Source organism: Achromobacter anxifer (assembly GCF_903652925.1).
GTDB lineage: Bacteria > Pseudomonadota > Gammaproteobacteria > Burkholderiales > Burkholderiaceae_B > Achromobacter > Achromobacter anxifer.
Genome location: NZ_CAHLAR010000006.1, coordinates 97,443 through 122,215, shown reverse-complemented (window position 1 = coordinate 122,215; position 24,773 = coordinate 97,443). Strand labels below are relative to the sequence as shown.

The following is a 24,773-nucleotide window of genomic DNA, read 5'->3' as shown; positions in this document are numbered from 1 at the left end:
GCTCGATGGATGAGAGACAGGCGCTATTGGCCCGTGAAGTGGGGGAGGCGCTTGCCGAGGAATGCGGCTTGCCCCTCCAGGTTGTCGGCCGAATGCAAAGCGACGAGGAAATTACGCTTCTCATGCTCCAGGCCTTGCGCGAGCGGAGTTTCAAAGCTGGCCAGTGCCGCATCTTTCGCCAGTGCCACGGCCAGCGGCGAATTGGATGCAATCCGGTTGGCCATCGCCAACGCCGTCGGCAGGGCCTGGCCGTCAGCCGTCACCTCGGCGACCATGCCCGCATCGCAGGCTTTGCGGGCGTCGATGAAATCGCCGGTCAGCAGCAGGGCCATAGCCTTGGACTTGCCGATGGCATGGATCAGACGCTGGGTGCCCCCGGCCCCGGGAATGGCGCCCAGCTTGACTTCAGGCACGCCGAACTTGGTGGACTCGCCAGCGATAGCAATGTCACAGGCCAACGCCAGTTCCGTGCCGCCGCCCAGCGCGAGCTTTTCCACGGCTGCGATGACGGGCTTAGGGAAGCGCTCCAGTTCCGCCCAGAAGTGGCCACCTGCCGCCGCACGGTCGCCCAGCAGCGGTTCGGCGCGCAGAGAGTCGAAGGCCGTGATGTCGGCCCCTGCACAAAACACGCCCTCGGCGCCGGTGATGATGACCGCGCGTACGGCATCGTCGTCGCGCAGTTGCACGAGCTGTGCACGCAGGCCATCGAATACTGCGCGGTTCAAGCTGTTCTTCGCGCGCGGGCGGTTGATGATCAAGGTGACGATGGCGCCTTCGCGGCTGACGAGCACTTCGCTGGCTTCGCTCATGGTGGCCTCGTTCATGCCAGGCGCTCGATGATGGTGGTGTTGGCCGTGCCCGAAGCCTCGCAGATGGTCTGCAAGCCATAGCGGCCGCCTCGGCGCTCCAGCTCGCACAGCAGGTCGGTGAGCATGCGCGCGCCAGTGGAGCCCAGCGGATGGCCGATGGCCACCGAGCCGCCATTGACGTTGAGGCGGTCGTCCGGAATGCCGAATTCCTGCTGGAACATCAGCGGCACGCCGCCGAATGCCTCATTGACTTCAAACAGGTCGATGTCGGCCGGGGTCAGCCCCGATTCCTTCAACGCCTTGCGGGTGGCATCGAGCACAGCAGTGAACTGGATGACAGGGTCGGCTGCCGCCACTGCGGTGCTGACGAAGCGCGCACGCGGCTTCAGGCCGTGCTGCTGGGCGTAGGCGCGGCTGGCGATCAGCAGCGCGGCGGCGCCGTCGCTGATCTGCGAGGAGTTAGCAGCCGTTGTAGCGCCGTCTGCGGCAAACACGGGCTTAAGCGTAGCCATCTTCTCGGGGTTGGGGTCGGCGCGCATGCCCTCGTCGGCGGTGACGAGCGGGCTGTCTGGGTCGGTCGGATCCTCATGCAGCCGCACGAGTTGGTCTTGGACACGACCAGCCCGCGAAGCCTCAATGGCGCGCCGATGGCTGCGCACGGCGAAGGCGTCCAGCGCCTCGCGCGTGAGGCCGAAGCGCTTGTTCATCAACTCCGACGAAGCGCCTTGCGGTATCAGCGGGTTGCCCTGGTAGCGCGCCAGCTCACGCGGGCTGTATTGCGCGCCGAGCGGCGCGCCGGGCTTGAATGACGGCGGCATGGGCGCCTGCGACATCGACTCTACCCCGGCGCCGATGGCCAGTTGGTAGGCGCCCGCTTGAATACCGTGCACGACAAAGCTCACCGCCTGCTGGCCGGAGCCGCATTGCCGGTCGACCGTCACCGCCGGGACGGATTCTGGCAGCCCCGCCGCCAGCACGGCATGCCGGCCCAGATTGCCGTGCTGCTGGTCCCACTGCAGCACGCAACCGACGATCACATCGTCCAGATCGGCGGGGTTGATGCCGGAGCGCTCGACCAGCTGACGCAGCGTCTCACCCAGCAGATCAACGGGGTGCCATTTCTGCAAGCGCCCGCCGCGCTTGCCCACGGGGGTGCGCAGCGCACCGACGATGACGGGTTCATGGTCATTCATGTTGTTTTCCTGTAGCAAAAGGTTGGCTCACTCGGCGTAGCGGTCCGCATGCTCAACGCGTATGCGCTTCTTGTCGAGCTTGCCGACGCTGGTCTTGGGGATGGCTTCGACGAACAGAACCTGGTCCGGCAACTGCCACTTGGCGAACGCGCTGCTCAGGTGTTCCTGCAGTTGTTCCTGGGTCGCCTGCTGACCGGGCTTCAGCACCACCAGGGCCAGCGGCCGTTCCTGCCACTTAGCATGCGGAATGCCGACCACTGCGGCGTCACGCACAGCCGGATGGCCCATGAGCAGGTTCTCCATGTCAATGGATGAGATCCATTCACCGCCGCTCTTGATCACGTCCTTGATGCGGTCGGTAACCTTGAGGTAGCCGTTCTCGTCCACCGTGCCGACATCGCCCGAGCGCCACCAGCCGCCCTCCAGGAAGCGGTCGCCTGAATCCGGCATGTCGTGATAGCTGGTCGTGATCCAGGGGCCGCGCAGGCAGATCTCGCCAGCCGACTGTCCGTCGTGCGGGAGGTCCTGGTCGTCTGCATCGAGAATGCGGATGTCCACCCCGGTAAGGATCAGGCCCTGCTTGCGCTTGAGGTTCCACTGCTCGTCCTGGGTCAGGCGCTTCTTGAGCGTGGACTTGAGGCGGTTGACCGCCACCAGCGTCGTGGCTTCGGTGGCGCCGTAGCCGTGCACCACCTCGGCACCCGTCAGTTCGTAAAAGCCGATCATCATCGACAGAGGTGGCTCGGTGGCGCCGGACAGCATGCGCATGCGGCTGAAGTCCGGCTTGACCGGCAACGTCTCGATGTACTGCAGCATAGGCTGGAAGATGGCCGGTGCGCCGTTGGTGATGGTCACGCCCTCGGCGATCATGGTGTCGACCAATGGCTTGGTGTCCTCGGCGGCGTAGCGGCCCGGCAGCACGATCTTGTCGCCCAGCAGCGTGGCCGCCTGCGGCAGGCCCCAGCACTGCCCGTGGAACATGGGCGTGATGAGCATGACGCAGTCGTCCAGCGTCATGCCCATGTTGGTGGCCATGCCCGTGGAATGCAGGTAGATGCCGCGGTGCGAGTAGTACACGCCCTTGGGCTTGCCCGTGGTGCCGGTGGTGTAGCAGGCGCTGTAAGCCGAGGTTTCGTCGATCTCGGGCCAGTCGATCTTGGCGTCGGCGGCGGCCAGCAGGTCTTCGTAGTGCAGCAGCGGCGCCAGCGTGGTCTTGACCTGGTCCAGCGGCTTTTCGGTCATAACGATCCAGCCCTTGATCTGGGGCGAGTTCGCTGCGACGGATTCGGCAATAGGCAGCAATGATTCGTCCACGCAAACGTAGGACACGTCGCTATGGCCGACAACGTAGCCCAGGTCCTCGGGGCCCAGGCGCAGGTTCATCTGCAGCATGACCGCGCCCAGGCCGGGGATGGACCAGTACAGCTCGAAGTGGCGCCGGCTGTTCCAGTCCAGGACGCCGACCCGGTCGCCCGGCTCGACGCCGAGCGCGCGCAGCGCATTGGCGCTGCGGCAGACGCGTGCGTAGCAGTCGGCATAGGTGTAGCGGTCCCAGCCGCCGCCGGGTGTGCGATACACGATCTCCTGATCCCCATGGGTGCGTGCAGCGTGGCGGATCAGCGTCGTGGTGTTCAGTTGGCGCTCGTTGCCCGTGGTGGACGGGCAGCCGCGGACAGGCTTGGTGGGCTGGACGGTTTCGGTCATGTGCTTGTCTCCTAGGTAGTTGTGTCGAGTGCCTGGAACCGTGGGGCCGGGGCCGCTTCGATGGCGCCGGAGGGGGTGATCTGGTAGATGCCCCGTGCCGCGTTATGCGGATGCTGCACCGACTCGGCGAGGCTGAGCACGGGTGCAAAGCAAGCGTCGCTGCCTTCGAGCAGCGCGCACCAGTGCGCTCGGGGCTGGCTGCGGATGAGGGCTGCGATGCGCTCTTTCAGCGCCGGCCACGTTGCCGTGTCGTACTGGTCGGCAGGCTCCACGTCCGCCAGGCCCAGCTTCGACAGCAGCAAGGCGTAGAAAGGCGGCTCGATCGCGCCGAGGCTGATGAAGCCGCCGTCGGCGCAGGCGTACACGTCATAAAACGGCGAATCGTGAAACGGACTCGGCTGCGCGCCATCGATCTGCCCATTGGCGCGAATCCAGTGCACCAGGGTGCCCAGCATTGCCACGATGTCAACGATGGCGGCGTCCACGACCCGGCCGCGGCCGGTGGCGCGCGCATCGACCAGCGCGCAGGCGACGCCGAAAGCCATGCCCAGCGCCCCGGCCGCGTCCCCGAGTACCGTGGGCGGAACGATGGGCGCTTGCCCTTTGTGTGCCGACAGCGACAGCAGGCCGGTCAGCGCGACGTAGTTCATGTCGTGTCCGGCGGCCTGGGCGAGCGGGCCGTCCTGGCCCCAGCCCGTCATGCGGCCGTAGACCAGCCTGGGGTTGCGCGCCGCACACTCGGCGGGGCCGAAGCCCAACCGTTCCATCACACCGGGGCGAAAGCCTTCGATCAAGGCGTCTGCCTGAGCGATCAGGTCCAGGGCACGCGCCTTGCCTTCGGGCGACTTCAGGTCGATGACCTCGACCGTCTTGCCGCGGCGCAGCGGGTTCTCCACCGCCCCGCCCAGCCGCCGCGCCGCAGCGGCCTGCTCGGCGCGTGTCAGCGTAATCACCTCGGCGCCCATGTCAGCTAGCATCCTGGCGGCCAGCGGGCCTGGCCCTATGCCCTCGAACTCCACCACGCGGACGCCGTGCAGCGGCATCTGCAGCGTATGCAACGTGTGCGACATGTTCACAGCTTCCTCGAAACCAGGTCTTTCAGGACCTCGTTGGCGCCGCCATAGATCTTCTGCACTCGCGAAGCGGCATACATCCGCGCGATCGGGTACTCGGCCATGTAGCCGTAGCCGCCGAACAATTGGAGGCATTCGTCCACCACGCGGCACTGCTGCTCGGTGCACCACCACTTGGCCATATAGGCGGCCTCGTTATCCAGCGTGCCGTCCAACAGGCGCTGGGTGCAGTCGTTGACGAAGCTGCGCACCACATGCGCGGTAGTGGCCACCTCAGCCAGTTTCTGGCGCGTGAGCTGCATATCGAAGAGGGGCGCACCGAAGGCCTTGCGCTGCTTCGTGTACTCCACCGTGACGGCCAGTGCCTGCTCGATAGTGGCGGCCGCCGGCACGGCAATGAGCATGCGCTCGTAGGGCAACGCGCCCATCAACTGCCCGAAGCCCTTGCCTTCGACCTCGCCCAGCAGTTGGTCGGCTGGCACGCGCACGCCGTCGAAGAACAACTCCGCCGTGTCCGATGCCTGCATGCCGATCTTCTCCAGTAGTCGGCCAACGCGAAAGCCGGGCAGATTCTCGGTTTCCAGCACAAACAGCGACACCCCCTTGCTGCCCGCGCCGCTGGTGCGCGCCGCGACGATCAGCAGGTTGCCAGTGAAGCCGTTGGTGATGAAGGTTTTGGCGCCGTCGATCACGTAGTGGTCTCCGTCACGGCGGGCCCGGGTGGAAATGGCCTTTAGATCCGAGCCGCAACCCGGCTCGGTCATCGCGATGGCGGCCAGCATCTCGCCGTTCGTCACCTTGGGCAGCCAGCGCTGCTTTTGCGCTTCCGTGCCGAAGTCCAGGATGTAGTGCGAAGCGATGGTGTGCACCGCGATATTGACTGGCATCTCGGCCTTGGCTAGCTCGTCCTGCACCACCAACTGGTAGGCAAGGCTGGCGCCGGCGCCTCCATAGGTCTCGGGCATCTCGGGCAGCAGAAAGCTCATCTCGCCGAATGGACGCCAGACCTCGCGCGGGATGTAGCCCTGACGGCGCCATTCATCGAGCCGGGGCGTGAATTCGGCGGCAACGTAGCGGCGCACCTGCTCGCGAAATGCGTCGATCTCGCCGTCCATCCAGGCGTGGCGATAAAGCTGTGGCAACATGAGAGCGTCTCCTTATATGTTGGCTTCTGTCCCCGCATCGGACGTTCCGCGCAGTGCCACTGCCGAAATGTTTTGGGGATGACACAATCGTAGTAATTGGCCCTTGCAAGGGCGATGGCGGATTACCTCAATCAACTGACAATTAACTTCTTTCGGCCTATGCGACCGGCGTTGGCCCCTTAGATCACACGCCATGCTGGAACCCGTCTTAACCGCTCCCATCTTTGCCGTGCATGGCCTGCTGGACGGTGCGCGCGGCAAGGGGCTGGCCACGCCAGAATGGCTGGTAGGTGTGCTGGGGCGCGCGGGCATCAGTGAATCGCTGCTGGAGTTGGAGGAGTCGCGCGTGACCGTGGAGCAGTTCAACGCGCTGTTCATCGCCGTCAAGGACAGCCTGAACGACGAGTGCCTGGGCTACCTGCATGGGCGGCCGATGCGCCCGGGCAGCTTCGCACTGATGGTGCGCAGTGCGTTCACTGCCCACTCATTGTCGTTCGCCCTGCGCCGCCTGGGTGAATCCTTTGCTTTGCTGCAGGACGATGTGGCGCTAGTCCCCGTGACTGAGGGCAGGCTGACGGGTGTCGCGCTCGATATGCGTGGCGGCCCGGGCGCGCATGCCGACTTCCTGCACGCACATCTGCTGCGCGTGTTCTGGCGACTGCTGGTATGGCTGCACGGCGGCCGACTGGTGCCGCAGCGCTTCGACTTCAACTTTGCGCCGCCACCTCACGCGCAGAACTACCAACGCATCTTTTCCGGCACGTTGTGCTTTGGGCAGCCGCGCACGGCCGCCTGGTTCGACGCCGATGCCTTCAAACAGCCGGTGCGGCGCGATCGGGACGCGCTGCAGTCCTTCCTGCGCGCCACGCCAGGCAACGTGGTGGGGCCGTACCTGAACGAGCGCAGCGCCAGCGCGCGGGTCCGCATGGTGCTGCAGCGGGCCAGTCCCGAATGGCCTGATCTGGCCGTCACTGCGCAGCGCCTGCACATGTCGGTGAGTGCGTTGCAGAGGCACTTGGCCTCCGAGGGCACTTCTTTCCAGGCGCTAAAGGACCAACTGCGGCGCGACATGGCGATCGTACGCCTGACCAGCAGCGAAGCCTCGCTCGCCGCCATCGCCGCTGACCTGGGCTTCACCGACAGCACCGCCTTCCAACGCGCCTTCAAGGTCTGGACCGGCAGCGCGCCGGGAGCCTACCGTGCCCGCTCGCGCACCAAGCAGTACCTTACATAGAGGTATCCGACCAATTTCAGCTTGGCCGCCGAGGAGATCGGCGCCTTCATGGCTACCGGGGCCGTGGCCTGCTTCGGGCGAGGCTCTTGTGCGCTCAAGAGACTGTTGACCGCCGTTGGGGGTTGCACCGACGGCAGCGCAGTGACTGGCTGCGCCAGGACGCAGACGTTTTCCGTCAGCCTATCGAGGTCATTCGTCATTGTCACTTGTCAGTGCTGACCTTAAGCTAAAAATGAACTCGCACAGCATAAGAGTGATGGCTGTGCACCATTGAAGCGGCATTGCCAGAATGTAAACCAAGCATCATGACCGACGCAGCCCCGGCACTCTCGTATCCGTTCTCTCATCTCCCGCTGCCTGGTCAAGCCATTGAAATCAAGCCAGGTGTGCTGTGGCTACGCATGCCGCTGCCGTTTTCCCTGGATCACATCAACCTCTGGGTATTGAGCGATGGTTCTGGTTGGGCGGTCGTGGACACCGGAATTCGTAGCGTGGACGTAATGAACGCATGGTTCGCCTTGTTCGCTCCTCAGGGGCCGCTAGCAGGCCGTCCTGTCTCCCGTGTAATGGCGACGCACATGCACCCGGATCACGTGGGCATGGCGGGATGGTTGACACGTCGCTTCGAATGCGCGCTGTGGATGACACGAGACGAGTATTTAAGCTGTCGGGTGATGCTTGCCGATTCAGGGCGGGAAGCGCCAGTCGATGGTGTTCGCTTCTACCGGAGAGCCGGATGGAGCGACACCGAGGTCGATGAGTATCGCACTCGGTTTGGTGACTTCGGCAAAATGATTCATCCTTTGCCTGACAGCTTTGTACGGCTCACGGATGGTCAGATGTTGCGGATCGGGAATCAGGAATGGGAGGTCATTGTTGGCACAGGACATTCTCCCGAGCACGCGTGCTTTTACTCGCGCGAACTGGATTTGCTGATATCGGGAGATCAGGTTCTTCCCAGGATCAGTTCCAATACCTCCGTGTACGCCACCGAGCCGCATGCTAATCCTTTGCAGGGCTGGCTCGACTCCATCGACCGATTGCTGCAACGCGTACCTGGGAGCGTCTTGGTTCTGCCTGCCCACAACGAACCTTTCTATGGCCTGCACCTACGGTTGGAGCAACTACGTGCGAGCGCCGTGAAAGGCACAGACCGTGTCAGGCAACAACTTGCGCAGCCTTTAAGGGTCATCGACCTAGTTCGCGTCTTGTACCGTTCGTCCACTGTTGCGGAGCAAATGCACCTCAACCTCGCGACCGGAGAGACACTCGCCCACCTGAACTATCTCGACCAGCGTGGGGAAATCGTGTCTGCAGAGGATGAAGACGGCGCCATGCGCTATCGGCTCGCCTGATGCGCTAATTTGCCCTCAAGGATGTAGAAGCAACCCAATCAAGCCCAGTCATTGACTGGGTTCTTTGTGGGGGGGTGTTTCGAGAGCAATGGGTATTTGCACCAGCGCGCCGTGTATGGCCTTCGGTCCTTTGAACACCTTGTTTGCGAACTGGTCTTGAAGTGGCACCTTTCACAGATGCTCGACAGGGTTCATCTCAATTTTGCTTGACGCTTGACCTCTTGGCGCACTTGACGGGGCCCTCAGAAAGGGGCCGTTTGTCATTCGATCGGGGCGCTTCGTCATCGCGGATTGCTGCACCGGCACCTACGATTCCTTGCGTGCGCTGGACGATATGTAGCGGTGCGGCGATGACCGCCGTCCCCACGATCCGGAGCCAAGTTCAAAGGAGACAAACACGTGTGCCAAATCGACATGCAGAAGCTCGCCGACGACGCTCGCTTCAACCGCTTTCATGCCAAGGTGCTTCTATGGTGCCTGTTGATTCTCATCATTGACGGCTATGACATCGCCGTGGTGGGCATCGCCCTGCCGTCCATCATGCAGCAGATGGGCGTGAACGCATCGACTGCCGGTTTCATGGCCAGTTCGGCGCTGTTTGGCATGATGTTCGGTGCTATGGTTCTGGGCACGCTGTCCGACCGGATTGGTCGTCGCTGGGCCCTCTCCATTGGTGTCATGCTGTTCAGTGTGTTCACTGCGGCCGCCGGATTCACCAAGGACCCCATCAGCTTCAGCGTGGTGCGCTTCATTGCTGGCTTGGGGATTGGTGGCGTGCTCCCGGTCATCGTGGCACAGATGGTCGAGTATTCGCCCAAGAAGATCCGCAGCCTGATGACGGCACTGATGACTTCGGGCTACGCACTGGGCGGCATCCTGGCTGCGGTGCTGGGCAAGCAACTGATCGGCGAGTATGGCTGGCAGGCCGTGTTCATCGCGGCGGGGGTGCCCGTGCTGCTAGTTCCGTTCATCCTGAAGTTGGTGCCGGAGTCCATGACCTACCTGATCGCTCAGCGTCGCAATGGTGAGCTAGCCGAAGTGGCACGCCATCTCCAGCCGGGCGGCAAGCACCCGGCGGACGCCCAGTTCTTCGTGCCGGCAGCTGACCGCATGGCAGGTGCACCGGTTACCCGCCTTTTCCAGGACGGGCGGGGCCTGAGCACGGCGCTGTTCTGGGTCGCCTTCTTCTCGGGTCTGTTCATGGTCTATGCGCTCAGTAGCTGGCTGACCAAGCTGATGGCGATGGCTGGCTACAGCCTGGGGTCTGCCCTCAGCTTCGTGATCGCGCTGAATGTTGGCGCGATCATCGGTGCCGTGTGCGGCGGGTGGCTCGCCGACAAGTTCAACATCAAGTGGGTGCTGGTGGCGATGTATGCGCTGGGCGGCGTGCTGCTGTACCTGATGACGTTCCAGACCTTGACCGAGGTGCGCTATCTGATCATTGGCGCGGTCGGCGCCTGCACCACTGGTGCGCAACTGGTGGCCTATGCCTTCTGCGGGCAGTTCTACCCGATGTCCATCCGCTCGACCGGTATCGGCATGGCCTCCGGCGTAGGGCGCCTGGGTGCTATTGCGGCGCCTCTGCTGATCGGCCAGATCGTCGCACTGGAACTACCGCTGGAACAGAACTTCCTGGTGATCGGCGGTTTCGGAGTCCTCGGCGCAATCGCCCTGGCGTTTATCAAGTACGGCGGCCCGACGTCGGCGACTCCGCAAAAGGCCGTGCCAGAACTGCGCCCGTTGCAGCCGACACCGCAAAACGCTTGATCGCTACCATCAAAGGAGTCCGCCATGTCTGTCTATACCGCGCCCTTGCGCGACATGCTGTTCACGATGAAGGAAGTCGGAGGCCTGGAAGCGATCTGCGCCCAGCCCGGCCATGAAGAGACCACACCCGACCTGGTCGAGGCCATCCTGCAGGAGGCAGCCCACTATGCCGCCGGCGTGCTGGATTCACTCAACCGTACGGGCGATGTGCAGGGCGCGCGCTGGCACGATGGCGAGGTCACGCCCGCCGATGGCTTTCGCGAGGCCTGGTCCAGCTTCTGCGAGAACGGCTGGATTGGAATGCCGGCCTCCACAGAGTGGGGCGGTCAAGGACTGCCCACGCTGGTGTCCACCGCCGTGCTGGAGATGTGGAAATCGTCCAACCTGGCCTTCAGCCTGTGCCAGATGCTCACGCTCGGTGCCGTGGAGGCGATTGCCCACCACGGCAGCGAGGCGCTCAAGCAGCGCTTTCTGGAGCCCATGGTCGCCGGCCGCTGGACCGGCACCATGAATCTCACCGAGCCGCAGGCCGGATCCGATCTGGCCGCGCTGCGCAGCCGCGCCGTGCCCGAGGGGGATCACTACCGCATCAGCGGCAACAAGATCTTCATCACCTGGGGCGAGCACGACATGACCGAGAACATCGTGCACTTGGTGCTTGCCCGGCTGCCCGATGCGCCGCCGGGCGTGAAAGGCATCTCGCTGTTTCTGTGCCCGAAGTTCCTGGTCAATGACGACGGCTCCCTGGGCGAACGCAACGACCTGGCCTGCACCTCGATCGAGCACAAGCTGGGCATCCACGGCAGCCCCACGGCCTCTATGACTTTCGGCGACAACGGGGGCGCGATCGGTTATCTCGTCGGCGAGCCGCACCAGGGGCTGGCGTGCATGTTCACCATGATGAACCACGCACGGCTGAACGTCGGGCTGGAGGGCGTGGGCGTTTCCGAGCGTGCCTACCAGCATGCCCGGGCCTATGCGCTCGAGCGCGTGCAGGGCAAGCCGGCGCTGGCCGGCAGCAGCACCATCGCTGGCCACCCCGACGTGCGGCGCATGCTGATGGACATGAAGGCGCGCACCGAGGCCATGCGCGCGCTGGCCTATTTCTGTGCCGGCCAGATGGACCGCGCCGCCGGACACCCCGATGCGCAGGAGCGCGCGCAGGCACAGGCCCTGGTTGGCCTGCTGACGCCTGTGGTCAAAGGCTGGTGCACCGACAGCGCACAGGGCATCACCTCCGATGGCCTGCAGATTCATGGCGGCATGGGCTATATCGAGGAAACCGGGGCCGCGCAGTACTTCCGCGATGCCCGCATCACGACGATCTATGAAGGTACCACCGGCATCCAGGCCAACGACCTGATCGGCCGCAAGCTGGCACGCGAGGGGGGACGCACGCTGAAGGGCTTGTTGACACGTATCGACAGCGATGCGCGCCGGTTGATGGATGCGCGCGACCCGGAGCTCTCGTCCATCGGCGACGCGTTGATGAGAGCAGTTCGGGCTCTGGAGGACGGGGCTGACTGGCAGCTGGCCCACAGTGACGCGCAGCCGCAGGACTGCGCCGCGGGGGCGGTGCCTTTCCTGCGATTGGCGGGCACCGTGATCGGTGGCTGGCTGTCGGCGCGCATGGCCGAAGCCGCCACGGCGCAGTTGGCGGCGGATTCCAGCGATGCGGGCTTTCTGCGGGCCAAGCGCATCACGGCCAGCCACTATGCGACGCACATCCTGGTGGAGGCCTCCGCGCTGCGCGACATCGTGGTCCATGGCGCGGCCAGCACGTTGGCATTGTCGGACGACCAGCTCTGAGAGATATAGACGATGAACGACCTGAATGGCTACGACGTCGAGGATCTGCAGCCGGGCATGAACGCCTGCTTCTCGAAGACCATTACCGAAGCGGACATCGTGATGTTTGCTGGCGTCTCCGGCGATACCAATGCGGTACATCTCAACGAAGAGTTCGCGGCCACGACGCGATTTGGCGCACGCATCGCGCACGGCTTTCTGACGGCCAGCGTGATTTCTGCAGCGGTCGCAAACCGGCTGCCGGGGCCAGGTACGGTCTATCTGGGGCAGCAATTGCGCTTCAAGGTGCCTGTCAAACCGGGCGACACCGTTCATGCCGCGGTCACCGTACTGTCGGTGGAGGTGGCCAAGGCACGGGCAGTGCTGTCCACGGTCTGCCGAGTCAAGGACACCGTAGTCATCGAGGGCGAGGCAACGGTGATGATCACTTCGCGTGCGCAGCGCGCAGCAAGCGAGCTCCAGGCCATGCCCTCGGTGGCCTGAACCTCAATAGGAAATCCTCTCATGAAAATTCTCGTATCCGTAAAACGCGTGGTGGACTACAACGTCAAGGTGCGTGTGAAGTCCGACGGCAGCGGCGTGGACATCGCCAACGTCAAGATGAGCATGAACCCCTTCGACGAGATTGCTGTTGAGGAAGCCGTGCGCCTGAAAGAAAAAGGCGTGGTCACCGAAGTGATCGCCGTCTCCTGCGGCGTGGCCCAGTGCCAGGAAACGCTGCGCACTGCCATGGCCATCGGCGCCGACCGCGGCATCCTGGTCGAGACCAATGAAGAACTGCAGCCGCTGGCCGTGGCCAAGCTGCTCAAGGCTCTGATCGAAAAGGAACAGCCCGGCCTCGTGATCCTGGGCAAGCAGGCCATCGACGACGACTGCAACCAGACGGGTCAGATGCTGGCGGCGCTGGCCGACCTGCCGCAAGCCACCTTCGCCTCCAAGGTCGAGATCGCTGGCGACAAGGTGAACGTGACCCGCGAAGTGGACGGCGGCCTCGAAACCCTGGCGCTGAACATACCTGCGGTCATCACCACCGACCTGCGCCTGAACGAGCCGCGCTACGTCACGCTGCCCAACATCATGAAGGCCAAGAAGAAACAGCTGGACACCTTCAAGCCCGAGGAACTGGGCGTGGACGTGGCACCCCGCATCAAGACGCTGAAGGTCAGCGAGCCGCCCAAGCGCGGCGCCGGAGTCAAGGTGCCCGACGCGGCCACCCTCATTGACAAGCTCAAGAACGAAGCCAAGGTCATCTAAGGCTCATCACAACAACATCGAAAGGACACCAGCCATGACCGCACTCGTTATTGCAGATCACGACAACGCAAGCATCAAGAGCGCCACCCTCAACACCGTCACGGCCGCCAAGGCCTGCGTCGGTGACGTGCACGTGCTCGTCGCCGGCGAGAACGCCGCCGCCGCTGCTGCCGCCGCCGCCCAGATCGCTGGCGTCGCCAAGGTCATCCACGCCGACGGCGCGAGCCTGAAGCACGGCCTGGCCGAGAACATCGCCGCCCAGGTGCTGGCCATCGCGGGCAACTACAGCCACATCCTGTTCCCAGCCACCGCCGGCGGCAAGAACGTGGCCCCCCGCGTGGCCGCCAAGCTCGACGTGGCGCAGATCAGCGACATCACCAAGGTCGACGGCCCCGACACCTTCGAGCGCCCCATCTACGCCGGCAACGCCATCGCCACCGTGCAATCGGGCGACGCCACCAAGGTCATCACCGTGCGCGGCACTGGCTTCGACGCCGCGTCCGCCACCGGTGGCGCAGCAGCGGTCGAGACCGTCGCCGCCGTCGCCGACTCCGGCAAGAGCAGTTTCGTGGGTTCCGAGATCGTCAAGAGCGACCGTCCCGAGCTGACGGCCGCCAAGATCATCGTCTCGGGTGGCCGGGCGCTGGGCAGCGAAGAGAAGTTCAAGGAAGTCATCACCCCGCTGGCCGACAAGCTGGGCGCCGCCATCGGTGCCAGCCGCGCCGCGGTGGACGCGGGCTACGCCCCCAACGACCTGCAGGTCGGCCAGACCGGCAAGATCGTGGCGCCGCAGCTGTACATCGCCTGCGGCATCTCGGGCGCCATCCAGCACCTGGCGGGCATGAAGGACTCCAAGGTGATCGTGGCGATCAACAAGGACCCGGAGGCACCGATCTTCTCGGTGGCCGACTACGGGCTGGAGGCGGACCTGTTTGCCGCCGTGCCGGAGATGACAGCAATTATCTAAATAGGAGCATGACTATGGCCTTGCTGCGCCAGTATTTGTTCGAACTGCGAGCGGCCCTTGAGGCAGGCGCGGCAAGTTGCGATAGCCAAGAAGTGCCGAGTATATTGAATCCCTGTTTTACCGAAATTGCTGCTATCGATCCATCAACCATGGCGGAATCAAATGTGCTATTCAGACCATCTTCGATTGTCAACAAGGTACCACTAGTTCAATGAAGCGGGTCTTGTAGTAATCGCACTCAGTCGCTAACTCGCCGACAACGACTTACAGGCTCGATATATTGGTACATCGGCATTACGACCGGTATTCTCCGCCTTCAAAGTCCCAAGAATCCGGGGGGGGGGCTTGCGTGTCGCAGGAATGGAAAATTTTCCAATGGAGCTTAGACATTTACGCTACTTTCTCACGGTCGCCGAGGAGCTTCACTTTGCTCGGGCTGCAGAAAAACTGCATATGGATCAGTCACCTCTATCCCGTGCCATCAAAGATCTGGAAGACGAACTAGGAGCAAAGCTATTCACCCGTACCACACGCAACATTCGACTGACTCATGCCGGCAAAGTATTTCTGGAGCGGGTTCCACGTATCTTTGAGGCACTGGAACAAGCGCGCGATGGTGCGAAATCGGCCGCCAGTGGGTTTCATGGCCAGTTGCGCATTGCCCTGTCCGACGGTATCACGCCATCGCGGCTGCCTGCCTTGCTGGCCCGTAGCCGCGAGGAAGAGCCCGAAGTAGAAATCCGCCTGTTCGAGGTACCACTGGATCAGCAGATCAGAGGCTTGCAAGAAGACCTGTACGACGCGGGCTTGTCTATGGCGGACGAGGTAGGCGACGGCATCGTGACGACTCCCGCGTGGGATGACGAATTGATGGTGGCGCTGTCTTTGCGCCACCCCTTGCTGGAGCACCGGCGCATTCCGCTGGAGATGGTGTTGCAGCAACGGTTGGTGCTCGGCGACCCGGCCGCATGCCAGGGGCATACTCGCCAGATAGACCGCATCCTGCAGAAGCGGGACGAGGAGTTGCAGATCCTCCAGCGCGTTGCCACCTTCGACGTGATGATGGCCCTGGTATCCGCAGGACTGGCGGTTGGTCTGGCAGGTGCAGCGCATATCGCATCCAGTAAAGAGCCTGGAGTCAAGGCCCGTCAGTTGGCGGGAACGCCACCCATGCTGACAACTTATCTGCTGCGTCGAGATACTGAACCGTCACCGATGCTGACCCGGTTCATTCAACGTGTCGTCACCATGGATTCGGCTGGTGCCGATAACGTGACCGATTCGTGAATCCGAAATCCAAAGGACGCTCGCCATGAACAAAATCGTGATGTCCGTGATTGCCGTTGTGATGACGGCCTGTGGTCCTGCCAATCCTACAGAGACAGTGGATGAGCTGGTGGCGAACCCCGCACGCATCAAGGAAATCCAGCGCCAATGCAAGGAAGATCGCGCGAAGATCGGCGATGAACTTTGCATGCGCGCAGCCGCAGCCGCCGAACGGCGCTTCTTCGGCGACAGGCCGGAGCAGAAGAAAGCCCCGTAGCCCACGCAAGGCGCACCGGCGTCGCGCTTCTGCGACAGCTTGCGCACTGTTACCTCGATACGCCGCAGCGCCTTTGTGCCTGCGGCATTTTTATTGTCTTCGCCACAGCAAGAACTATGGCTTTTTAAGCCTTAATCCCGGCGATTTCAGTCTTTGACCGGTACTCCCTATGGCATTGATCCTGATAGGGGCGGCACGTTGTTGTGCCGTTCTCGGAGGCAGGATCATGCAAGGGACGAACGTGCTGTTCGGTCAGATTGCCGTCGTATTCGGCATCGTGATCGCCGGAGTGTGGAGCGCCACGCAATGGACGGCAGCGGCTCTGGGGTACCAGCTACGCCTGGGATCGCCGTGGTTCGATTTCCTCGGCACGCCGGTCTATCACCCGTGGCGCCTGTTCGAGTGGTGGTTCTTCTTCGATGCCTACGCGCCGCATGTCTTCGACGTGGGCGGGGTCATTGCAGCGGGCAGTGGCCTGTTCGCGGTGCTGGTCGCCATCGGCATGTCGATCTGGCGCTCGCGCCAGTCCAAGCTGGTCACGACCTATGGCTCTGCGCGCTGGGCCAACGCGGAGGACATTCACAAAGCGGGCCTTGACCAGTCCGCGGGCGTGTTCCTCGGCCTGCATCGCCAGCAGTACCTGCGCCATGAAGGCCCGGAACACGTCCTGACCTTCGCGCCCACCCGCTCGGGCAAGGGTGTGGGCCTAGTGGTGCCGACCCTGCTGTCGTGGCCCGCATCCGCCGTCATCCACGACATCAAGGGCGAGAACTGGAGCATTACCGCAGGTTGGCGTTCGCGCTTCTCGCACTGCCTGCTGTTCAACCCGACGGATAGCCAGTCGGCGGCCTACAACCCGCTGCTCGAAGTGCGGCGCGGCGGGCATGAGGTGCGCGACGTGCAGAACATCGCGGACATCCTGGTCGATCCAGAAGGCGCACTGGAGCGGCGCAACCACTGGGAGAAGACTTCGCATGCGCTGCTGGTTGGAGCCATCCTGCATGTGCTCTACGCGGGCGAAGACAAGACGCTGCGCGGCGTGGCGAACTTCCTTTCCGATCCTGCCTGCCCATTCGATCTGACCTTGCACCGCATGATGACCACGCCCCACCTCGTGAATGAGGAGGGTGGTGGCCCGCATCCGGTGGTGGCTTCAGCGGCGCGCGAAGTGCTCAACAAGAGCGACAACGAGCGCTCGGGCGTGCTGTCCACGGCCATGTCGTTCTTGGGCCTCTACCGCGACCCTACGGTGGCCGAAGTCACGTCGCGCTGCGACTGGCGCATCGCTGACCTGATCGCGGCCGAGCATCCGGTGTCGCTGTACTTGGTGGTGCCGCCTTCGGACATTTCGCGGACGAAGCCGCTGATCCGCCTGATCCTCAACCAGATCGGGCGACGCCTCACCGAATCGCTTGACGGCTCCGATGGCATCGAGCGCCGCCACAAGCTGCTGCTGATGCTCGATGAATTCCCCGCGCTCGGGCGGCTGGATTTCTTCGAGACGGCGCTGGCCTTCATGGCGGGCTACGGCATCCGCAGCTTCCTGATCGCGCAGAGCCTGAACCAGATCGATAAGGCCTACGGCCAGAACCATTCGATCCTGGACAACTGCCATGTGCGCGTGACCTTCGCCACCAACGATGAGCGCACCGCCAAGCGGATATCCGAGACACTGGGAACCGCCACCGAACTGCGCGCGCAGCGCAACTATGCCGGCCATCGGCTCGCGCCCTGGCTGGGGCACCTCATGGTGTCACGGCAGGAGACAGCCCGCCCGCTGCTGACGGCCGGCGAAGTCATGCAGCTACCGCCCGACGAGGCGGTGGTGATGGTCTCCAGCGTGGCGCCGATCAAGGCCAGGAAGCTGCGCTACTACGCGGACGCCAACTTCAAGCGACGGGTGCTGCCGCCGCCGGTGCTCGCCGCGGGGCGCTATGCCGACGTGCCGCCGGCCCGTGCGGATGACTGGAGTGGGCTGGCGATTCCCGCCGTGCCCGTCGCACCGGCCGCGGCATCGGCCGATGGCCTGGAGCACCTGGGTTCGACCGATGACGGCGGCCCGCGCCGTCAGCCCGAACTCTCCGAGACCGTCGCCTACGACCCCGACCTGGTTGCGCCCGCAGCCGACCTCGGGCTGCTCGATGACGACGACATGCCTTTGCCTCTTTCGGTCTCCCTCCCGCGCCAGCTCGACCCGGCCCTGCAGCGCACGGCCCGGCTGGCATCCCTCGACCCTGACGACGGAATCGCGCTATGAGTCAGCACCGCTTGAATCTCTTCATCCAGCCCGAGCACGCCAGGCGGCTCGACGAACTGGCCGCCGCCAAGGGCGTGTCCAAGTCCAGCATCGTCGCGGCAGCGCTTGCATCGTGGCTGTCGCCCGACGCTGGCGACCAGCGCGAAGCCGCCATCGCCAAGCGACTGGATCGCCTGTCGCGCCACGCCGAGCGCCTGGAGCGCGACCAGAACATTGCCATCGAAACGCTGGCGCTGTTCATCCGCTACTTCCTGACCGTCAGCACACCTGTTCCCGAGGCCCATCAGGACGCCGCCCGCGCCCAGGGCAAGGCCCGCTTCGAGCAGTTTGTCGAACAGCTTGGCCGCCACCTGCTGCGTGGGCGCAGTCTGGTGCGCGACGTGGTGGACGAACTGAATCCCGATCCGATGCGGATGGCGGACACGGCCGAAGCACAGGAGCGAGCCTCATGAGCGCCGTTCCTTCCTCCTTCACGGCCACATCGCTGGATCGCCGCATCCAGATGCTGCGCACGGCAATGGGGCCGCTGATCGCTGCCGCGCTCGAAGACCCGGACGTGGTGGAAATCATGCTCAATCCCGACCGGACGCTCTGGGTGGATCGCCTGTCCACGGGCCGCGCGCCGATGGGCGTGGAGCTGTCCGAGGCCGATGGCGAACGCATCATCCGCCTCGTGGCTGCCCACGTCGGCGCCGAAGTGCATCGGGGTCAGCCACTGCTGACAGCCGAGCTGCCGGAAACCGGCGAACGCTTCGAGGGCATCCTGCCGCCCGCTGCACCGGGGCCAGCCTTCGCGCTGCGCAAGCGCGCCTTCGGCGTGATCCCGTTGTCGCGCTACATCGAGGACGGGATGATGACCGCCGCACAGGCGGGCCTGCTGGTGCGCGCTGTGCGCGAGCGCCAGAACATCCTGATCGCCGGTGGGACGAGTACCGGCAAGACCACCCTGGCCAATGCGTTGCTGGCCGAGATCGCCGCCACCGGCGACCGCGTGCTGGTGCTCGAAGACACGGTGGAGCTGCAATGCGCAGCCCGCGACCACGTACCGCTGCGCACACGCCAGGGCGTGGTGTCCATGACCGAGCTGGTGCGGTCTTCGATGCGCCTGCGCCCGGATCGTGTCGTCGTCGGCGAGGTGCGCGGCGCCGAGGCGCTGGATCTCATCAAGGTCTGGGGCACCGGCCATCCAGGCGGCGTCGCCACCATCCACGCCGGCTCCGCGCTGGGCGCATTGCTGCGCCTGGAGCAACTGATTCTCGAAGTGGCGGTGAACCCGCCCCGTGCGCTGATCGCGGAAGCGGTCAATGTGGTCATCCACATCGCCGGGCGCGGGCGCAAGCGCCGCATCGAGAGCATCGCCCGCGTCGTCGGCTTCGATGGCGTGGGCTACCAACTGGCGGATGCACTGGAGGCTCCATTCCCGGAGCTGCTGCCGCAGTCCGACCTTTCCTCCCCGTCCCCTGACCACTCTGGAGAACTGCCATGACGCAGATGATCGTTCCTGCTTTCCGTACTTCCGCAAATCCTCTTCGCCGGCCCGCGCGGCTGGATAACCTGGCTCGCCCGGCCATGCAAGGCTTGATGCTCGCGGCGCTGATGCTGCTGCTTGCGGGCACCGCCCAGGCCGCGGGTTCCTCGATGCCCTGGGAAGGGCCGCTGCAATCCATCCTCGAATCCATCCAGGGGCCGGTGGCCCGGATCATCGCGGTCATCATCATCATCGCCACGGGCCTGGCGCTGGCCTTCGGCGATACCTCGGGCGGGTTCCGCAAGCTGATCCAGATCGTCTTCGGTCTGTCGATCGCGTTTGCCGCGTCCTCGTTCTTCCTGTCGTTCTTCAGCTTCTCGGGCGGGGCCGTCGTATGAACGCGGCCCACGATGGCGTGCAGGGCTTCGCTCCCGGCTTTGAGGTGCCGCTGCATCGCTCGCTGACCGAGCCGATTTTGATGGGCGGCGCTCCGCGCACCGTGGCCATCACCAACGGCACCTTGGCCGCTGCCGTGGGCCTGGGCTTGCAGATGTGGATTCCCGGCGTGGTGCTCTGGATCGTCGGTCATGCGCTGGCGGTTTGGGGCGCGCGCGTCGATCCGCAGTTCATGCAGGTCTTCGCCCGCCACATCAAGCACCGGCCGCTGCTGGACGTGTGAGGGGAATGCCATGCTGAACCTTGCCGAATACCGCCAGCGGCCCGCATTGCTGGCCGACTGGCTGCCCTGGGCCGGGCTGGTTGCGCCGGGCGTCGTGCTGAACAAGGATGGCTCGTTCCAGCGCACGGCGCGCTTTCGTGGCCCCGACCTCGACAGTGCCACGCAGGGCGAGCTGATCTCTACGTCAGCACGATTGAACAACGCGTTGCGCAGGCTGGGTTCGGGCTGGGCCTTGTTCATCGAAGCCGAGCGCCGGCCCGCCGCCAACTACCCGCACTCGGAGTTTCCCGAGCCGCTGTCGTGGCTGGTAGACGAGGAACGCCGCGCCGCCTTCCAGGACTCGGGCAACCACTTCGAGAGCGGCTACCACCTGACGCTGATGTATCTGCCGCCCGAGGAGGCACGCGCCCGCGCGGCGGGCCTGCTCTACGAGAACCGTCCGACCGAAGGCGTGGACTGGCGCGAGCGCCTGACGGCCTTCGTCGCGGAAACGGATCGCATCTTTGACCTGCTCGATGGCGTGATGCCGGAGATCGCGTGGCTCGATGACAGCCAGACGCTGACCTACCTGCACTCGACCATCTCCACGCGGTGCTATCGCGTCGGTGTGCCGGAAGTGCCATTCCATCTCGATGCGCTGCTGGCCGATTCCGCGCTCATTGGCGGGCTGGCGCCCATGCTGGGCGATCAGCACCTGCGCGTGGCGACGGTGCGCGGCTTCCCGACCTCGACCTGGCCGGGGATTCTGGATGACCTCAACCGCCTCGGCTTTGCGTATCGCTGGTCAACCCGGTTCCTGTGCCTCGACAAAGCCGATGCGGAAAAGGAGCTTTCCCGCCTGCGCCGCCAATGGTTCGCCAAGCGCAAGAACGTCATCGCATTGCTGCGCGAAACCATCTTCCAGCAGGAAACCCCGCTGGTCGATACCGACGCGAGCAAAAAATCGGCGGATGCCGATGCGGCGTTGCAGGAGCTGGGCAGCGACCAAGTGGCCTTCGGCTATGTCACCACCACGGTGACGGTGCTCGATGCCGACCCGGCGAAGGCCGATGAGAAGCTGCGCATGGTGGAACGCGTCATCCAGGGGCGCGGCTTTGTGACGATCCCCGAAACGCTCAATGCCGTGGATGCCTGGCTATCGTCGATTCCGGGGCACGCCTACGCGAACGTGCGCCAGCCCATCATCTCGACGCTGAATCTGGCACATCTGATGCCGGTGTCCGCCGTATGGGCCGGGCCGGAGAAGAACGACCACCTCGACGGCCCGCCGCTGATCGTCACGCGCACCGAGGGGGCAACGCCGTTCCGGCTGGTGACGCACATTGGCGACGTGGGCCATACCTTGGTGGCCGGCCCCACGGGCATGGGCAAGTCGGTCTTGCTCGCCACCTTGGCGATGCAGTTCCGTCGTTATCGCGGCTCGCGCATCTTCGCCTTCGACATGGGGCGCTCGATGCGCGCCACCATCCTGGGCTTGGGCGGCGAGCACTACGACCTGGGCACGGATGGAGAAATTGCCTTCCAGCCGCTCGCCCGCATCGACCGCGAGGGCTATCGCACCTGGGCGGCCGAATGGCTCGAAGGCCGCTTGCGGCATGAGGGTGTCGCGGTCGGCCCCGACGAGAAGGTGGCCATCTGGTCGGCACTCGGCAGTCTCGCCGGTGCTCCGCTGGAGCAGCGCACGATGACCGGGCTTTCCGTCTTGCTGCAATCGAACGCACTGCGGCAAGCGCTGGCGCCCTATGTGCTAGGTGGCGCACACGGCAAGTTGCTGGATGCGGATTCGGATCGCCTGGGCGCTGGTTCCGTGCAGTGCTTCGAGATGGAGGAACTGATGCACAGCAAGGCCGCTGTCATGGCCGTGCTGCATTACCTCTTTGCGCGCTTCGATGAACGCTTTGACGGTGCGCCGACGCTGCTGATCCTCGACGAAGCGTGGCTGTTTCTCGATGACCCGGTGTTTGCGGCGCACATCCGCCAGTGGCTCAAGACGCTCAGGAAGAAGAACGTCAGCGTCATCTTTGCCACGCAGAGCCTGGCGGACATCAAGGATTCGAGCATCGCGCCGGCCATCATCGAGAGCTGCGCGAGCCGCATCTTCCTGCCCAACCCGCAGGCGACCGAGCCGCAGATTCGCACGATCTACGAAGGCTTCGGGCTCAACAGCCGCCAGATCGAGATCGTGGCGACTGCACAGCCCAAGCGGGACTACTACTACCAGTCGCGTCTCGGCAATCGCCTGTTCGACCTCGACCTGGGCGCCGCGACCTTGGCCTTCGCGGGTGCGTCCACGCCGCAAGACCAGCGCGACATCGACGCGGTGCTCGCTGCCGCCACCACCTCCACATCTTCCGCTTCCACCCCGTTCGCGGCCACCTGGCTGCGCCATCGCGGCCTGCATTGGGCCGCCGAACTGCTGTCCTCGTTTCCTTCCCACCCGCAGGAGAACTCACCATGAAAACCCGCATCCTTCCCGCCGCAATCGCCGCCGTCCTGACCGGCTCCCTGATGTTCGCCCAGCCCGCGGCGGCCCTCATCGTGTTCGATCCGTCCAACTTCGTGCAGAACATGCTGACGGCCATCCAGACGCTGCAGCAGCTCTACAACCAGATCAAGCAGTTGCAGAACGAGGCCAAGATGTTGGAGAACCAGGCGCGCAACCTGGCGAGCTTGCCATCCAGCGTGGTCGGTCAGTTGCGCGCCAACCTGGCGTTGACCCAGCGGCTGATCGACCAGGCCAAGGGCCTGGCCTACGACGTGACGAACATGGACAAGGAGTTCAAGCGCCTGTATCCCGAGCAGTACGCTGCCACCGTGAGCGGCGACCAGATGTACCGGGACACGCAGGAACGCTGGAAGAACACGCTCACCAGCCTGCAGACCGCGATGCAGATGCAGGCCCAGGCCTCGCAGAACCTCAAGGATGACGAGGCCGTGCTGGCTGACCTCGTGGGTAAGAGCCAATCGGCCGTGGGCGCGCTGCAAGCGATGCAGGCCATGAACCAGTTGCTGGCCCTGCAGGCCAAGCAGTCGATCCAGACGCAACGCTTGCAGCTCACGCAGGATCGCGCCGTATCGCTGGAGCAGGCGCGGCAGGCCGCGGCCACGGAGCGCGGGCGCGAAATCACGCGGCGCTTTCTGGGCTCTGGAACGCCATACACGCCGCACCCCGTCGATTTCTACAACCGCTGACGGGGCCGGGCCATGAACGACGTATCGGTCATCGACCGCTTTCTCGATGTTTTCTCGCGCTACATCGACTCGGGCTTTGGGCTGCTGCAGGGCGAGGTGGCGTTTCTGACAGCCACGCTGATCGTCATCGACATGACGCTCGCCGGACTGTTCTGGGCGATGGGCCATGCCAGCGGCCAGGGCGAGGACGTGATCGCCAAGCTGATCCGCAAGGTGCTCTATGTGGGCGCCTTCGCCTACATCATCGGCAACTTCAACATGCTCGCGGGCGTGGTGTTTCGCTCTTTCGCGGGGCTGGGCCTGACGGCCAGCGGTTCCAGCGTGAGCATGGGCAACTTCCTGCAGCCGGGGCGGCTGGCCAAGACCGGCATCGACGCGGCGGCCCCCATCCTGGAGCAGATCAAGCAGATGGCGGGCTTCCCGGAGGTGTTCGTCAACATCACCTCCATCGTGGTGCTGTTCCTCGCGTGGGGCATCGTCCTCCTGTGCTTCTTCGTGCTGGCGGTGCAGCTCTTCGTGACGCTGATCGAGTTCAAGCTGACCACGCTCGCGGGCTTCGTGTTGGTGCCGTTCGCCCTCTGGAACAAGACGGCGTTCCTGGCCGAGAAGGTGCTGGGCAATGTGGTGTCTTCGGGCATCAAGGTGCTGGTGCTCGCGGTCATCGTGGGGATCGGCACCGGGCTGTTTGCCGAGTTCAGGATTCCCGCAGGTGCCGAGCCCTCCATCGACCAGGCGCTGGTCATCATGCTGGCTTCGCTGTCCATGCTGGCCCTGGGCATCTTCGGGCCGGGCATTGCCACCGGGCTGGTGTCCGGCGGGCCACAGCTTGGAGCCGGTGCGATGGCCGGAGCAACGCTGGGGGCCGCAGGCGCTGCCATTGGCGTCGGGGCTGCGGCTGCTGGCGTCGGCAGCGCCGTGGCTGCAGGGGCGCGGATGGCACCTGGTGCAGCCCGCCTTGCGGCCGGCGGCGCGCGCGGCGCCAAGGCGGCTTTCGATGCTGGCTCTACGGCCGCAGGCAGTGGCATCCAAGGCGCTGCCGCTGGCGCGGGCAACGTGGCCAAGACCGCCGGGCAAAAGGTAGCCGACGGCGCACGCTCGATGAAGGAGCGCGTGGCAGCGGCCTTCCGGCCGGATGAGGCGCCGGCATCTGGCGCTGATGCCGCAGATGCGCCTCCATCCAACGAACAGCCTGCCTGGGCCAAGCGCCTGCACCGCAGGCAGCAGCTCACCCATGCCGCGACCACGGCCGCCCACACGCTGCGCGGCGGCGACGGCGGCAGCTCCAGCCAGGGGCCAAGCCTTCGTGATTCCGATTCATAAGGAG

At 64.5% G+C, this 24,773-nt stretch carries 23 protein-coding genes; 18 read left to right on the top strand and 5 right to left on the bottom strand.

All coding sequences use genetic code 11. The annotated features are described in order from the left end of the window. Positions 1–23: 23 nt before the first annotated feature. The 5 genes from HWY37_RS19900 to HWY37_RS19880 are packed head-to-tail and all read right to left on the bottom strand — an operon-like array spanning position 24 to position 5,924. Complete coding sequence (locus HWY37_RS19900) at positions 24–824, bottom strand: enoyl-CoA hydratase/isomerase family protein (protein ID WP_008642581.1); 801 nt, start codon at positions 822–824, stop codon at positions 24–26. Then, on the bottom strand, positions 821–2,002 hold the full coding sequence (locus HWY37_RS19895) for a thiolase family protein (RefSeq protein ID WP_008642583.1): 1,182 nt from the start codon (positions 2,000–2,002) through the stop codon (positions 821–823). Before HWY37_RS19895 ends, HWY37_RS19900 begins: the two co-directional genes overlap by 4 nt. A 27-nt stretch (positions 2,003–2,029) precedes the next feature. Then, positions 2,030–3,706 carry a long-chain-fatty-acid--CoA ligase gene (locus HWY37_RS19890; protein WP_008642585.1) on the bottom strand — a complete coding sequence of 559 codons (1,677 nt, stop codon included), beginning with the start codon at positions 3,704–3,706 and terminating at the stop codon, positions 2,030–2,032. 11 nt (positions 3,707–3,717) lie between these two features. Next, the gene (locus HWY37_RS19885; RefSeq protein WP_008642587.1) at positions 3,718–4,776 is read right to left on the bottom strand and encodes a CaiB/BaiF CoA transferase family protein; all 1,059 of its coding nucleotides are present in this window, start codon (positions 4,774–4,776) and stop codon (positions 3,718–3,720) included. Between the two features lie 2 nt (positions 4,777–4,778). Continuing rightward, positions 4,779–5,924 carry an acyl-CoA dehydrogenase family protein gene (locus tag HWY37_RS19880; RefSeq protein ID WP_008642589.1) on the bottom strand — a complete coding sequence of 382 codons (1,146 nt, stop codon included), beginning with the start codon at positions 5,922–5,924 and terminating at the stop codon, positions 4,779–4,781. 193 nt (positions 5,925–6,117) lie between these two features. On the opposite strand from HWY37_RS19880, the gene HWY37_RS19875 reads away from it, so the two are divergent. The 18 genes from HWY37_RS19875 (at position 6,118) to trbL (ending at position 24,769) form a co-directional block, all read left to right on the top strand. Then, positions 6,118–7,158: an AraC family transcriptional regulator gene (locus HWY37_RS19875; RefSeq protein ID WP_008642592.1), complete on the top strand. Its 1,041-nt coding sequence runs from the start codon at positions 6,118–6,120 to the stop codon at positions 7,156–7,158. A gap of 305 nt (positions 7,159–7,463) precedes the next feature. After that, positions 7,464–8,513, top strand: a complete 1,050-nt coding sequence (locus tag HWY37_RS19870) for an MBL fold metallo-hydrolase (RefSeq protein ID WP_021025934.1) — start codon at positions 7,464–7,466, stop codon at positions 8,511–8,513. 399 nt (positions 8,514–8,912) lie between these two features. After that, the gene (locus HWY37_RS19865; protein WP_176089705.1) at positions 8,913–10,280 is read left to right on the top strand and encodes an MFS transporter; all 1,368 of its coding nucleotides are present in this window, start codon (positions 8,913–8,915) and stop codon (positions 10,278–10,280) included. A gap of 24 nt (positions 10,281–10,304) precedes the next feature. Continuing rightward, on the top strand, positions 10,305–12,089 hold the full coding sequence (locus HWY37_RS19860) for an acyl-CoA dehydrogenase (protein ID WP_008642602.1): 1,785 nt from the start codon (positions 10,305–10,307) through the stop codon (positions 12,087–12,089). Between the two features lie 12 nt (positions 12,090–12,101). Next, complete coding sequence (locus tag HWY37_RS19855; protein WP_008642609.1) at positions 12,102–12,572, top strand: MaoC family dehydratase; 471 nt, start codon at positions 12,102–12,104, stop codon at positions 12,570–12,572. A 21-nt stretch (positions 12,573–12,593) separates the two neighbouring features. Continuing rightward, on the top strand, positions 12,594–13,343 hold the full coding sequence (locus tag HWY37_RS19850; protein ID WP_008642611.1) for an electron transfer flavoprotein subunit beta/FixA family protein: 750 nt from the start codon (positions 12,594–12,596) through the stop codon (positions 13,341–13,343). 34 nt (positions 13,344–13,377) lie between these two features. Further along, positions 13,378–14,310 carry an electron transfer flavoprotein subunit alpha/FixB family protein gene (locus HWY37_RS19845; protein ID WP_008642612.1) on the top strand — a complete coding sequence of 311 codons (933 nt, stop codon included), beginning with the start codon at positions 13,378–13,380 and terminating at the stop codon, positions 14,308–14,310. Between the two features lie 14 nt (positions 14,311–14,324). Next, positions 14,325–14,525 carry a hypothetical protein gene (locus HWY37_RS19840; protein ID WP_124988613.1) on the top strand — a complete coding sequence of 67 codons (201 nt, stop codon included), beginning with the start codon at positions 14,325–14,327 and terminating at the stop codon, positions 14,523–14,525. 160 nt (positions 14,526–14,685) lie between these two features. Further along, complete coding sequence (locus HWY37_RS19835) at positions 14,686–15,597, top strand: LysR family transcriptional regulator (RefSeq protein WP_008642614.1); 912 nt, start codon at positions 14,686–14,688, stop codon at positions 15,595–15,597. A gap of 25 nt (positions 15,598–15,622) precedes the next feature. After that, positions 15,623–15,853, top strand: a complete 231-nt coding sequence (locus HWY37_RS19830) for an EexN family lipoprotein (RefSeq protein ID WP_008642615.1) — start codon at positions 15,623–15,625, stop codon at positions 15,851–15,853. 226 nt (positions 15,854–16,079) lie between these two features. Then, the gene (locus HWY37_RS19825; protein ID WP_008642616.1) at positions 16,080–18,110 is read left to right on the top strand and encodes a conjugal transfer protein TraG; all 2,031 of its coding nucleotides are present in this window, start codon (positions 16,080–16,082) and stop codon (positions 18,108–18,110) included. After that, a complete protein-coding gene (locus HWY37_RS19820; protein ID WP_008642617.1) occupies positions 18,107–18,562 on the top strand; it encodes a ribbon-helix-helix protein, CopG family in 456 nt (151 codons plus the stop codon). Before HWY37_RS19825 ends, HWY37_RS19820 begins: the two co-directional genes overlap by 4 nt. Next, entirely contained in the window at positions 18,559–19,596 is a 1,038-nt protein-coding gene (gene trbB / locus HWY37_RS19815; protein ID WP_008642618.1) for a P-type conjugative transfer ATPase TrbB, read from the top strand. The genes HWY37_RS19820 and trbB overlap by 4 nt, the downstream gene beginning before the upstream one ends. Then, the gene (locus tag HWY37_RS19810) at positions 19,593–19,976 is read left to right on the top strand and encodes a TrbC/VirB2 family type IV secretion system protein (protein WP_008642619.1); all 384 of its coding nucleotides are present in this window, start codon (positions 19,593–19,595) and stop codon (positions 19,974–19,976) included. The genes trbB and HWY37_RS19810 overlap by 4 nt, the downstream gene beginning before the upstream one ends. Further along, complete coding sequence (locus HWY37_RS19805) at positions 19,973–20,257, top strand: VirB3 family type IV secretion system protein (protein WP_008642620.1); 285 nt, start codon at positions 19,973–19,975, stop codon at positions 20,255–20,257. The genes HWY37_RS19810 and HWY37_RS19805 overlap by 4 nt, the downstream gene beginning before the upstream one ends. Positions 20,258–20,267: 10 nt before the next feature. Beyond that, on the top strand, positions 20,268–22,715 hold the full coding sequence (gene trbE, locus HWY37_RS19800; protein WP_008642621.1) for a conjugal transfer protein TrbE: 2,448 nt from the start codon (positions 20,268–20,270) through the stop codon (positions 22,713–22,715). Then, positions 22,712–23,449 carry a P-type conjugative transfer protein TrbJ gene (gene trbJ, locus HWY37_RS19795; RefSeq protein ID WP_008642622.1) on the top strand — a complete coding sequence of 246 codons (738 nt, stop codon included), beginning with the start codon at positions 22,712–22,714 and terminating at the stop codon, positions 23,447–23,449. The genes trbE and trbJ overlap by 4 nt, the downstream gene beginning before the upstream one ends. 12 nt (positions 23,450–23,461) lie before the next feature. Then, positions 23,462–24,769: a P-type conjugative transfer protein TrbL gene (gene trbL, locus HWY37_RS19790; protein WP_034201269.1), complete on the top strand. Its 1,308-nt coding sequence runs from the start codon at positions 23,462–23,464 to the stop codon at positions 24,767–24,769. Positions 24,770–24,773 lie beyond the last annotated feature (4 nt).